Origin of the sequence: Acinetobacter sp. YH12227 (assembly GCF_013417785.1) — a bacterium.
GTDB classification, from domain to species: Bacteria; Pseudomonadota; Gammaproteobacteria; order Pseudomonadales; family Moraxellaceae; genus Acinetobacter; species Acinetobacter gandensis.
This window is the reverse complement of record NZ_VPDH01000028.1, coordinates 17,194-29,756: the sequence shown is the minus strand read 5'-3', so window position 1 is coordinate 29,756 and position 12,563 is coordinate 17,194. Positions and strand designations below refer to the sequence as shown.

Sequence of the window (12,563 nt, the reverse complement as noted above, 5' to 3'; positions counted from 1 at the left end):
ATTTTGAACGCCTGGCTTGCACGTCTGAAACAAGCGACATATAACACGACCTTTATGTATAACCTGCGCATGATCATTGCCTTCGCAGGTACTGCCTTTGTTCCCTATTATCTTGATCAGCAACTGATGACCATTCCGCTTACTTTGGGTGTGGTTGCAGCCGGTCTCAGTGATATCGATGATCGCTTCTCTGTACGCATCATGAACCAAATTTATACCTATATTGGTTTCTTTATCACCGCTGTTTCAATCTATGTGTTATTTCCACATCCAGTGCTGTTTGCCATTGGTTTGATTGTCTCTTGCCTCGGTTGGATTTTGCTTGGTTCACTCGGTCGACGTTATGCCACCATTTCCTATGGTTGCTTAGTGATTGCAGTTTATTCTATGCTCGGTGTTGAGTTATTTGATAACTGGTATACCCAAGCAGGCTTACTCGTCATTGGTGCTATCTGGTACGGCTTACTTTCAACGATTAGTTTTTTACTGTTCCCTGTACGCCAAGTGCAAGATAAATTAGCGCAAAGTTATTCATCTTTAGGTGATTTCTTGTTTGCTAAATCGAACTTGTTTGATGTTGATATGACACCTGAAAGTTATCAACAAAGCATGATTGAATTGTCACTTGAAAATGGCAAGCTGATTGGCATCTTCAACGACATGAAAACCGCCCTACTCACCCGTTTAAAAGGTGACCGTGGACAAAAAGATACCCGACGTAGCCTGCAATATTATTTTGTTGCTCAAGACATTCATGAACGTGCCGATTCAGCACATATTGACTATCAAAAGCTGACCCGAATTTTTGAACATAGTGATATTTTATTCCGCTTTCAACGTGTACTTTCAATCCAAGGTAAAGCGTGTAAAGATTTAAGTATCAGCATCTTACAACGAAAACCTTACCATCATAATAAACGCTTCAAGCATGCCTTTCATAACCTGAAACTCTCGCTCGAAAAGCTGCGCCAAGAACAACAATACGATGAAGTCTGGGTAAACTCACTGTTTTCGTTATACCAAAATTTAAAAGCCATTGACGCTCAACTACGTAATGTCGAAACTGAGCGCTATATCGACAAACAAGCCATTATTGAAAGTCGTTTAAAAGATGATGATCTAAAAGGTTGGGACGACATCGTGGTGCGTTTTAAACAGCATCTCAGTCCTGAATCCGTATTGTTTCGTCATGCAGTAAGACTTTCGATTGTGCTGTTCGTAGGCTACATTTTTGTACAAATTACCGATATCACTTATGGATATTGGATTTTACTCACAGCGCTTTTTGTGAGTCAGCCCAACTTTAACGCCACCAAACGTCGTTTATATTTGCGCATTGTCGGAACGTTGGTTGGTATTACAGTTGGCTACGCGATTTTGTATTTTGTGCCTTCAGTCGAGGGGCAACTCCTACTGCTTATCCTAAGTGGCGTACTGTTTTTTGAATTACGGAGTAAGCAATATGCTCAAGCAACTGCATTTATTACTATTCTAGCGCTCATTAACTTCAACCTCGATGGAATGGGCTTTGCAGCTGCCATACCACGTATGATTGATACCCTTATAGGCTGTGCATTGGCATGGTTAGGCGTGAGTTTTATTTTCCCCGATTGGAAATTTCGCCGTTTACCGCGCACCATTAGTCGTTCTATTCAAGCCCAATGTAACTACTTGGCAGAAGTGGTTGAGCAATATAAATCTGGACGTAACAATGGTCTAAATTATCGTATCGTGCGTCGTGCTGCACATAATACTGATGCAGATGTGGCTTCACTTATTTCAACTTTAGCCACTGAACCAGACTTTGACCCTGCCCAAAAAGCCTTAGCTTTTGAGTTCTTATGCTTAAACCATACCTTTATTAGCTATATTGCCGCACTGGGCGCACACCGAGAAAAAATTTCAGATCAGCAAGTTTTAAACTTATTAGATAAAGCATTAGAAGATATTCAAGGTGCTTTATTACGTGATGAAGTACCTGACTTGAGTGCACAAAATATGCTGCAAGAGATTCGTCAGCGCTTATCGCAAAATAATGATGATGATCAAAAGTCTTTAATTGTGTTACAACAACTTTCATTGATGTTTAGTGTGTTGAATCAATTCAGTCAGTTAAAGCAAAACTTGAGTCATGAGCATGATCAAGCATCGACTGAATTGGCATCCTTATAATTTGGATGATTTTGGAACAATATACTCACTGAATTGGTATAAATAATGCTAAACTTTTTACAGTTTTAAATCTGTTACTTTGACTATGACCGCAAAAAATTTATATGCCTATACGCTAGAGCCAGTAGCTTATGAAATTTCTGAAGAAGAACAGCGTTATGCGCAACTTGTTCTTTCGCGCAGCAATTTCAAAATTGGCCAAAAAGCGTGGCTCATCATGGGTGCTATTATCGCACTTGCAGTACTTGGACTGATCTTTATCAAAAACTACTCAACCGTATTTTGCTGGGTAGCGATTGTCTGTGTTGTGATTTACTTCCTAGTGCGTAAATTCGGCATTGAATGGTATGCAAAACGCAAACTCAGTGAAGTGCCTGTACAAGAAATCAAAGGCATCCGTATGGGTGTACAACCACATGGTATCTCTATGCAGCAACGTATGGGTGCTAACATGGGTACGATGACTGTCGGTTGGAAAGATATTCATGAATGGTACGATACTGCCGACTTCATCCTTTTAAACTTCAAAGTTAAAGGTCAAGATGGTGCGTATATTTTACCGAAACGCATGGACAGCAAAAAGTTTCCTTTTGCAACCATTCGCAAGCACTTGAACGAATCTGTTGGCCCAGCTAAATCTGTTTAATGAATTAAACCGAAATTTGCTGATATAGAAAACCTCCATTCATGGAGGTTTTTTTATGCAATTTATTCAAAACTTTATTGAAATTTACAATAATGAGAATGAATATTAATTACAAAATCCACATTCTCTGCCAAATCATCGTTTATAATTCGTCGCAATTCAGCCACCGTATATTCATATACTCTCCATCATGCTAAAAAAGACCTTTTTCCAACTTCATTGGTTCTTTGGAATTACCGCTGGTTTAATACTCTCACTTATGGGCGTAACTGGCGCAATTTATTCTTATGAACAGCAAATATTAAAAGCCATCAATCAGGACAGTTATACGGTTGTTGCTGAACAAAAATCAAAACTCAGCCCTGCCCAGCTCTATCAACATTTCAGTCAAACGAACCCTGAAATGAAAATTAATAGTATTACACTTGCACAAGACCCTACAGCTTCAAGCACAGTAAATATTGTGAAAGAAGGGGCTCGTCGTGGCTATAACATGATGGTCAACCCCTACACCGCTGAGGTTTTACCCGAAATAAAAGGACAAGCCTTCTTTCAATTTGTTCAACAATTACACCGTAACTTAACTGTCGGCCCTATTGGTAAGCAAATTACAGGTGCATGTACGCTTATTTTGATTTTCTTTGTACTCAGTGGCTTATATTTACGCTGGCCTAAAAAGCATTCAATAAAACAATGGCTCGCAGTTAAACCCAAGCTTAAGGGTCGTAATTTCATTTGGGATTTGCATGCTGTTGTAGGAACATGGGTCATTATTTTCTACCTTGTTTTAGCATGTACAGGCTTGTATTGGTCATATGACTGGTGGCGTAATGGCATGTTCAAAGTATTAGGAGTTGAACGTCCGCAGCCTCAATTACAAGTAAATCAGGGTGCTAAAAAAGATCCTACTAATAGCCAAGGCTCTGAGAAAAAAGATGCTGGGCGTGGTGAACAACATATGCGTGGCGACGGAAATAACCAAGGTCAAACGCGACAAGACGCAGAACATCGTGGTGAGAGTCATGGCAAAAAAGAAGGTTTAAAACCTGAACAAATTAATATTGCCTTAAGCCAAAGTTGGGCAGGTTTTAATCAAAAAATTGGCCGTGAATATTCATCAGTTACCTTTAATATTCCGAAAAAAGCCAATGGCGAATTAGAAATTAACTTTGTAGATGCTGTTCCACAACATGAACGCGCACGTAACAAAGCAACCTATAACTACCAAACTTCATCACTGAATGATGTTGAGTTGTATGAAGACAAAAAGCTCAATGAAAAAATCATGAGCAGCATGCTGCCTGTACACCGTGGTAGCTTCTTCGGTCCAATTTACCAATTCTTTGCAATGGTAGCCTCATTGCTTATGCCACTGTTCTTTGTAACAGGTTGGATGCTGTATTTAAAACGTCGCAAGCAGAAAAAACTGACTCAAGCAGCAAAAGCAAGCTTAGCACCGCTTAGTGTTGATCCAAATGCTAAACCTTGGTTAATTTGCTATGCCACCCAAACTGGGCTTTCAGAACAATTGGCTTGGCGTACAGCAACGAGCCTACAAGAAGCGCGTCAACCTGTGAGTGTTAAAGCTGTTCAACAGTTAAGTACAGGAGACTTACAACAGGTACATCAAGTGTTGTTTGTTGCTAGTACTTATGGCACAGGTGAAGCACCTGATTTAGCCAGCAGTTTTGAACGAAAATTTATGCGTACAACGCTAGATTTGAAGCATATTCAGTTTGCAGTACTCGCGCTTGGCTCTCAAGAGTATCCAGATACATACTGTAGTTTTGGTCATGCGATTGCGGCTTGGATGACGAAAAATGGTGCTCAAGCACTTTTCAAAACCATAGAAGTAAATAATGCAGACACCAATGCCATTGAAGCGTGGAATGCGGCACTAGCAAAAGCATCAAAGCTTGAACTGCAAGCAATGAATATTATCAAAACCTTCGACACTTGGACTTTAACCCAACGTAGTTTACTTAATCCAAATAGTTTAGGTGCGCCAGCATTCAATATCGAATTAAAAGCGCAACATGAAGCAAACTGGCAAGCAGGTGATATTGCAGAAATTCAACCAGGCAACAGCCCTGAACGTATTCAACACTTTATGCAGCAACAGCATATTCCAGCAGAACAATTGGTCGATTCAACTCAGCAAACAATTGAACAAGCCCTTTGGGATAAAGATTTAACTGTTGAAATTGAGCCATTTGCCAATCTAGATCATTTACTAGAACAACTCCCGACGCTACCGTCGCGTGAGTACTCAATTGCCAGCATTCCAAGTCAACAAGTTTTACGCCTTGTGGTACGTCAGCAATCTAATGCGCAAGGTGAATTAGGACTAGGTTCAGGTTGGTTGACTGCACACGCACCACTAAATACTCCTATACAGCTTCGCATTCGTACCAATGCATCATTCCACCTCATTGATGACAATCGACCAGTGATTTGTATTGGTAATGGTACAGGTATTGCTGGTCTAATGAGTCTACTCCACTCACGTGTCCGCCAAGACTACACCCAAAACTGGTTAATCTTTGGTGAACGCCAACGTGCGCATGACTTCTTCTATCAAGATGTCATCGAAGCGTGGCAGACCACAGGCTTTGTGCAGCACATCGATTTAACTTTCTCTCGCGATCAGCAAGAAAAAATCTATGTGCATCATAAGCTGCGTGAGCAAGCAGAACGTTTACGTGCATGGGAAAAACAAGGTGCTGTCATCTATGTGTGCGGTAGCATTCAAGGTATGGCAACTGATGTTGATCATGCCCTGATTGATATTCTAGGTGAAGATACAGTTGAGAAAATGCGTAGCGAAGGTCGTTATCGCCGTGACGTTTACTAAGACTGCTCTTTAAGATCGTCATTTAATCTTCCTCAAAAAACCAGACGCCATGTCTGGTTTTTTACATCTGTAGTTCTATATTCAGCTTTTCAATAAAAGTGACTAAACTAGCGACAAGTAAAAAATGTACGATTTAAATGAAAAAAATCTTGTTAATTATATTTGGCACCCTACTCTGCGCGGATGCTACTTGGTTATTGGCACAGGACAAGATAAATCTTGGCATTGTACTCCCGCTAATCATTGGCATTTTTTTTCTCATCTGTAGCTGCTTTTCTGCACCAATTCAAAAGCTTTTAAATCGCTATCCCTACATTAAAGTGCTTTATCGTGTTTGTTGGAATATATTTTGGGTATGGCTATTTAGCTTATTCCTTTTCTTTGCCTATCTACATTTCAATAATCATAAAAATAATTCCGTAGCTCAAGTACAAGCAATCGTAGTACTGGGCAGTGGTATTGAAAATGGACAACCTTCACCTACGCTAAAAGCTCGTCTTGATGTGGCAGCTCAGGTCGCAGTCGCTCAACCACAAGCGGCCGTCATCATGACAGGTGGTTTAGGCTTTAATGAAAACATCACTGAAGCTGATGTCATGCAACGCTACATACGCACATACTACCCTCAAGTTAGCAATAAAATTTATCAAGAAATCCATAGCACAAGTACTGAGCTAAATTTAATTAATACTAAAGTGATATTAAAACAGCTAGATATCCCGCTAAATGCGCCAATTGCAATTGCTACCAGTGATTTTCACTTACCGCGTGCACAAGCAATCGCGGCACACTTAGGTTATTCAAATACTTACCCTATCAGTGCACCTACACCACTCTACATTCGTTATAACGCATGGCTACGTGAATATTTTGCATTCATTAGTGGCTGGTTGTTAAATGAATACTAAAAAACCGTGTATTTATAGAGATATACACGGTCGAAGATGAAAATTAGTTTAGACGAATGGTTCTAGGCAAGGGTATTTTGATGTTTTCAAACACTTCTGGGCGCTGTTGATAGACCTGATATAAATAATTTTTAATATCGAGTAGCATCTTTTCAGGGGCAACCAAAATATTTTGCCCTTCAGGCGTTAAATCCAAAGAAACAGTAGTATTTTCGCTACGTAAAAACGGGATCACTTTTTCAATAAAATCTTTCAAGCTGATTTCTTGAATCTGGTAATTTGCCCAATTATCTTTAATAAGCAGTCGTGCTAATCCACGGTTTTGCCAAATTGCAAATGAGCGTTGACCTGTAGGTGTTGCGCAAAGTGCCCAACCATCTTGATAAAGCGCAATAACACCACCTTGAGCAACCATATTTTCAATAAATTGCTTATAAGTATCTTGAGGATTGTAATTAGTAGTTTGAGTTTTCGACGCGGCCTTGCGCTGATATGGATTTCTCATAGATCACATACGATATTAAAATTATTATAGAGCGGATTCTATGAAAACTAGAGAGATTAGGCAAGTATTATAAGAGAATATGGTGGGCGCTGACGGGATCGAACCGCCGACATTCTGCTTGTAAGGCAGACGCTCTACCAACTGAGCTAAGCGCCCTGAGGAATAAAAACAACGCTGTTGTTTTTATGACGCAAGACAAACGGATACGAAGTCTTGGTATTTGAAACATCTTAAATCTCAGGAATTTAAGATATTTTAAGATAAATGGCGCAGCGGACGGGACTCGAACCCGCGACCCCCGGCGTGACAGGCCGGTATTCTAACCAACTGAACTACCGCTGCATCACGATGTTTCTTTCGAAACACAACCTATATCTTAAAAGATATGGTGGGCGCTGACGGGATCGAACCGCCGACATTCTGCTTGTAAGGCAGACGCTCTACCAACTGAGCTAAGCGCCCTTTAAGGGTTACAACTTTTATATTTTTTGAAATGGCGCAGCGGACGGGACTCGAACCCGCGACCCTCGGCGTGACAGGCCGATATTCTAACCAACTGAACTACCGCTGCATCACAAAAAATATGGTGGGCGCTGACGGGATCGAACCGCCGACATTCTGCTTGTAAGGCAGACGCTCTACCAACTGAGCTAAGCGCCCTCAAAAGGTCTATCATGTAAATGGCGCAGCGGACGGGACTCGAACCCGCGACCCCCGGCGTGACAGGCCGGTATTCTAACCAACTGAACTACCGCTGCACTTACACAATGTCGCTATTGTGGCAAACGTATGATTGAGATTTAAAGTGGCGCAGCGGACGGGACTCGAACCCGCGACCCTCGGCGTGACAGGCCGATATTCTAACCAACTGAACTACCGCTGCACTATAAAATCTCAAACAATATGAAAGAAGCTTGGTGGGCGCTGACGGGATCGAACCGCCGACATTCTGCTTGTAAGGCAGACGCTCTACCAACTGAGCTAAGCGCCCTTTCAAAACATGTTCATCGTTTGATGAGGTGCATTATAGAGAATCCTCACCGAGTGTCAAACGCTTTTCTAACTCTTTTCCACTTTTTCTGTTTGAGTGATTAAAAAATAAGTTATATTGCGGAAAAATCAGTATTTTTGTATGTTTTTTAGCTTTAAATTGCACTTTTTTCTACAATTTAATTCCTCTAATTTATACAACATTCACATAATCTTCGATAAAACTGACTAGTAATAAAAATCACAAAACCAATTTAAGCGCATTAATTGTACATTCATTTTTATTAAGCAGCATTTATTTACTGTAATAAATGATGAACTCAAAATTTTAAGTACATTTAAAACAATTTCATTGCCCCTAAATGCATCTTAAAAGCATTAAATATTTAATTTTCTAGTAAGTAATCAATACAACAAAAGCCCTAAATGGGCTTTTGTCTAACTTAAAATTGGAGGACGTTTACTGTCTAACTGATTTATGACCGTTTTGAGATAACTCAAATCTGTAATGCCTAAATCAATACAGCCTAAAAGACTGAACTAAATGATCTCAACTTACTTTTCTGATATATAAACTTTCGCATCAATTGGCACCAAATTAAATAATTCAACAACATCATCGTTTCGCATACGAATACATCCATGCGACATTGGTATTCCCATCGGCTCTGTATCAGGTGTTCCATGTATATAGATATAGCGCTGATAGGTATCGCAGCCCTCTCCTTGATTAAATCCTGCTTCTAAGCCACTTAACCAAAGAATGCGCGACAAAATCCAGTCACGCTCAGGGTATTCGGCTGCCAGTTCGGCATCGTAGACCTCCCCAGTCCACTGGCGTGCTTTAAAAACCGCATTTTTAGGCTCATTCGCACCAAATTTTTCAGCGATTCGATGCCAACCTCGTGGTGTCTTGCCACTATTTTCCTGCTCACCAATACCATTTTTACCTGTCGATACGACATAAAATTTATTGAGTTTTGGCAGACTCAAGGTTTGATCTTTCAGATTGATCAACACATCTGCTTGATCGATTGAATAATCAGACATGTTCTTTCTCTTTTTGTACTGAAGTCGTTGTTTTAGATTGATCGATTTGAATGAATTCTTTGAGTGGTTCTGGTCGTTTCCATAACCAAATACTGACTGCCAACATGGTTAAATTTGTAAAAACTTTGACCAATAAGGGTGCATTGGTAAAAAGCATGAGTATCGCACTGACCAACATCATCACGGATGCAAACCATTTGGCTTTTCTAGGCACAGTGCCATTTTCACGCCAAGCACGCAGTGTAGGACCATATTTAGGATGATTTAACAACCATGCATCCATTTGTGGCCAGCCTTTTGACGCAGCCCATGCAGCTAGAATTAAGAATACCGTTGTTGGCATACCTGGCAATAAAGCACCTATAAAACCCAATATGACAAAGATGACCACCAAACTTCGCCAAAACAACGTTTTCATACAACAACCCTAAGTTTGCAATTTATGTAGTATAAAGTGTTTTCAAGGTTTATCCGTTGTTATTGTGCATTATTCTCAAGGTTTATCTATGTCTCATCTGATTGATACAACGCCATTGTTTGAACCTTGGTTAAATTATAAAAATCCGCTGGTACGTCAACTTGCCTTCTGTATTGCCAGTCCTGGCATTTTGCAGCACCTACCAAACGAATTATCACTTGTGCATTCATTCCAATTGCCCGCATCCGAACTATGGCAACAGCATTGGCAAAATTACCATCCACGTTTGCTGGAATTGGATCAAAATGCAGATGAACTCGTGGATTTTTTACAGAAATTAAAAAGCACACGTTTGGGTTTGCGTTTTGAAATGTTTATTTGGTTCTGGTTGTTGGATCATCATTATCATCAATATGAGCTGTTGGGACACAGCATTCAAAAAATTGATGGGCCTAGAACTGTCGGTGAACTGGACTTTGTCATTCGTAATACTGAAACTGATGAAATTGAACATTGGGAGGTCGCATTAAAGTATTACCTCGCAGAACGTGATTACACACTTCCCTTTTGGTATGGGTTAAACCGCAGTGATACCCTCAGCCGAAAACTGAATCATTTTAGTCAAAAGCAATTTCAGTTTACAGAGGCTTTAAATGAGCAAATCCAGCAGCGCTATTGCATCTTGAAAGGTCAGCTTTATTTACCACAAAACAATCCGCAAGAACTGCCTGACTGGGTGAATCCACATCGCAGGATTGGTGAATGGGGATACCAAATACCGTCACGAGATCAAAATTTCTATCGCCTGCAACGACATGAATGGATTTGTCCACAACCTCGACCGAGTAGTTTAACTGCACAGTGGTGGACAGACGGCTTATATAAACAGGCAGATCAAGAACACTATTATATGTATCGGCAACCACGTTTAATACTTCCCCAAGTTTAAAGTTATAAGCTGAGCTAATTCATTTTTACATTTGTTTACCGAACCACTGTAAAAACCACCTACTGTTTAAATCGGTGTTTTTTTACTCTAATTCACACAACAGAATAATTTATCTTAAAAAAATTATTCATTCATATGGAGAATAAGGTCAATGAATAAAATTTTAGCTGCTTCACTCTTGGTTGCTTTTGTACTGACTGGTTGTAATACAGTAAAAGGCGTTGGAAAGGACGTATCTAAAGCGGGTGATGCTGTAACCAATACAGCTGAAAAAACTTCAGATGAAATTCGCCGTAATTAATTTTACTGCCGAGTAAAAAGAGCCCTATTTTAATAGGGTTTTTTTATATCTAAATTTCCCTTTCATCACATGATTCGCCTATTATATTGCGACATTTTTGATTTCTGTAATTAGCATGACCTCAACAGCAACTCTAGATCTCAGCCTTGAACTATTACGCCAACCTTCGGTTACGCCTATAGACCACACTTGTCAGAACATCATGGCAGATCGCTTAGCCAAGATTGGCTTTAATATCGAAAACATGCGTTTTGATGATGTCGATAATTTATGGGCACGTAAAGGCACTGAATCACCTGTATTCTGCTTTGCAGGTCATACAGACGTTGTTCCGACGGGAAGTTTAGATGCTTGGGGTTCAGACCCGTTTCAACCCGAAATTCGTGATGGCAAACTTTATGGTCGTGGCAGTGCGGATATGAAAACTGCTTTGGCTGCAATGGTGGTTGCTTCTGAACGTTTTGTCGCTAAACACCCGAATCATAAAGGTTCAATTGCTTTTCTCATCACTTCAGATGAAGAAGGACCTTCAATTAATGGCACAGTTAAAGTTGTTGAGACTTTAGAAGCACGTCATGAAAAAATGACGTGGTGTTTGGTTGGTGAACCATCAAGTACGAACACTTTAGGTGATATTGTAAAAAATGGCCGTCGTGGTTCATTAAATGCCAATGTTACGATTAAAGGTAAACAAGGCCATGTGGCCTACCCACATCTGGCGATAAACCCTATTCACACTGCTTCAAAAGCGATTGCAGAACTTTGTGAAACTGTATGGGATAATGGAAACGAATACTTTCCAGCAACCACTTTCCAAATTTCAAACATCAATGCTGGTACTGGGGCAACCAACGTCGTACCGGGTACGATGAATGTTTTATTTAATTTCCGTTATTCAACTGAAGTAACTGCGGAAGAACTGAAAGCACGTACATTAGAAATACTCGATCGCCATGGTGTTGAATATGATATCTCATGGACATTATCTGGTTTACCATTCCTAACGCCAGTTGGTGAATTGGTAAATGCTGCACGTGATGCGATTCGTGAAGTTACTGGCACTGAAACTGAACTTTCCACCAGTGGTGGAACGTCGGATGGCCGCTTCATTGCACCTACAGGGGCACAAGTGCTTGAGCTTGGTGTATTGAATGCGACAATTCATCAAATCAATGAACATGTAAATGTGGAAGAACTTGAACCACTTTCTGAAATTTACGAACAAATTTTAGTGAAGCTTTTGGCTTAATCTACAGCACAGACAAAAAAAGGAACTCATAAGAGTTCCTTTTTTACATCGATTTTTTATGCAATACCGATACTGGCTTGAATATGAGCCAAATCAGGAATATGAAAAACCTGATCTGCCATACGAACATATTGGAAAATATCAGGATCTGTCCCCGCTTTTTCCTCATCAACCACTTCAGAAATACGCAAACGAATTGTTCGTGGCATTTGATTACACATCAAAGCAAAACGCTGTCCAACATCGTCTCCTTCAATAACCAATGCCACCCCAGTACTTTTTTCAGGGTCATTGACGGTATAAACAGGCAGTTTCAACTCATGCCATTCAACAAACGGAACTTGAGTCTGACTATCGAGTGCTGACAACACAATGTTCTGCGGCAACAACATGGGTTCTTTGCCATGGCAATCAATGATGTAAGCATCGATAAAACCCGTTGAAACAGTAATCAGATGTTGTAGCTCTTGCTGATCAATCTTTTCACTTACAACTTTAGATACAGAGTTTTGGCTCATGGA

The 12,563-nt window shown here is 40.2% G+C and carries 11 protein-coding genes and 8 tRNA genes; 7 read left to right on the top strand and 12 right to left on the bottom strand.

Translation table 11 applies throughout. The features are described from left to right. Positions 1-3 precede the first annotated feature (3 nt). The 4 genes from yccS (at position 4) to FTV09_RS07935 (ending at position 6,580) form a co-directional block, all read left to right on the top strand. Positions 4-2,172: a YccS family putative transporter gene (gene yccS, locus FTV09_RS07950; RefSeq protein ID WP_180057808.1), complete on the top strand. Its 2,169-nt coding sequence runs from the start codon at positions 4-6 to the stop codon at positions 2,170-2,172. 85 nt (positions 2,173-2,257) lie between these two features. Continuing rightward, the gene (locus FTV09_RS07945) at positions 2,258-2,818 is read left to right on the top strand and encodes a YcxB family protein (protein ID WP_180057805.1); all 561 of its coding nucleotides are present in this window, start codon (positions 2,258-2,260) and stop codon (positions 2,816-2,818) included. Between the two features lie 190 nt (positions 2,819-3,008). After that, a complete protein-coding gene (locus tag FTV09_RS07940; RefSeq protein WP_180057802.1) occupies positions 3,009-5,672 on the top strand; it encodes a sulfite reductase flavoprotein subunit alpha in 2,664 nt (887 codons plus the stop codon). A 137-nt stretch (positions 5,673-5,809) separates the two neighbouring features. Further along, entirely contained in the window at positions 5,810-6,580 is a 771-nt protein-coding gene (locus FTV09_RS07935) for a YdcF family protein (RefSeq protein ID WP_180057800.1), read from the top strand. Between the two features lie 43 nt (positions 6,581-6,623). Here the strand turns inward: FTV09_RS07935 and FTV09_RS07930 are convergent, their stop codons facing one another. The 11 genes from FTV09_RS07930 to FTV09_RS07880 all read right to left on the bottom strand — a co-directional run bounded on the left by FTV09_RS07930 (position 6,624) and on the right by FTV09_RS07880 (position 9,543). Further along, positions 6,624-7,085 carry a DUF2750 domain-containing protein gene (locus FTV09_RS07930; RefSeq protein ID WP_067764532.1) on the bottom strand — a complete coding sequence of 154 codons (462 nt, stop codon included), beginning with the start codon at positions 7,083-7,085 and terminating at the stop codon, positions 6,624-6,626. Between the two features lie 80 nt (positions 7,086-7,165). Beyond that, positions 7,166-7,241, bottom strand: a tRNA-Val gene (locus FTV09_RS07925). 109 nt (positions 7,242-7,350) lie between these two features. Beyond that, positions 7,351-7,427, bottom strand: a tRNA-Asp gene (locus FTV09_RS07920). Between the two features lie 44 nt (positions 7,428-7,471). Next, positions 7,472-7,547: transfer RNA gene (locus FTV09_RS07915), tRNA-Val, on the bottom strand. Positions 7,548-7,579: 32 nt separating this feature from the next. Continuing rightward, positions 7,580-7,656, bottom strand: a tRNA-Asp gene (locus tag FTV09_RS07910). A gap of 13 nt (positions 7,657-7,669) precedes the next feature. Next, positions 7,670-7,745 (bottom strand) — tRNA-Val (locus FTV09_RS07905). Positions 7,746-7,766: 21 nt separating this feature from the next. After that, a tRNA-Asp gene (locus FTV09_RS07900) sits at positions 7,767-7,843 on the bottom strand. Positions 7,844-7,891: 48 nt separating this feature from the next. Beyond that, positions 7,892-7,968: transfer RNA gene (locus FTV09_RS07895), tRNA-Asp, on the bottom strand. A 32-nt stretch (positions 7,969-8,000) separates the two neighbouring features. Beyond that, positions 8,001-8,076: transfer RNA gene (locus FTV09_RS07890), tRNA-Val, on the bottom strand. 554 nt (positions 8,077-8,630) lie between these two features. Further along, positions 8,631-9,125: a cell wall-recycling L,D-carboxypeptidase ElsL gene (gene elsL / locus FTV09_RS07885; RefSeq protein WP_180057797.1), complete on the bottom strand. Its 495-nt coding sequence runs from the start codon at positions 9,123-9,125 to the stop codon at positions 8,631-8,633. Next, positions 9,118-9,543, bottom strand: coding sequence for a YbaN family protein (locus FTV09_RS07880; protein WP_067764538.1), 426 nt, complete (start codon positions 9,541-9,543; stop codon positions 9,118-9,120). Before FTV09_RS07880 ends, elsL begins: the two co-directional genes overlap by 8 nt. A gap of 88 nt (positions 9,544-9,631) precedes the next feature. Here FTV09_RS07880 and FTV09_RS07875 point away from each other — a divergent pair, with 88 nt between their 5' ends. The 3 genes from FTV09_RS07875 (at position 9,632) to dapE (ending at position 12,042) form a co-directional block, all read left to right on the top strand. Continuing rightward, entirely contained in the window at positions 9,632-10,492 is an 861-nt protein-coding gene (locus tag FTV09_RS07875; protein ID WP_180057794.1) for a DUF1853 family protein, read from the top strand. 151 nt (positions 10,493-10,643) lie between these two features. Continuing rightward, on the top strand, positions 10,644-10,793 hold the full coding sequence (locus FTV09_RS07870) for an entericidin A/B family lipoprotein (RefSeq protein WP_067764544.1): 150 nt from the start codon (positions 10,644-10,646) through the stop codon (positions 10,791-10,793). Between the two features lie 115 nt (positions 10,794-10,908). Further along, positions 10,909-12,042, top strand: a complete 1,134-nt coding sequence (gene dapE / locus FTV09_RS07865; RefSeq protein WP_180057791.1) for a succinyl-diaminopimelate desuccinylase — start codon at positions 10,909-10,911, stop codon at positions 12,040-12,042. 56 nt (positions 12,043-12,098) lie between these two features. Here the strand turns inward: dapE and FTV09_RS07860 are convergent, their stop codons facing one another. Then, a complete protein-coding gene (locus tag FTV09_RS07860; protein ID WP_067764550.1) occupies positions 12,099-12,560 on the bottom strand; it encodes a hypothetical protein in 462 nt (153 codons plus the stop codon). Positions 12,561-12,563 lie beyond the last annotated feature (3 nt).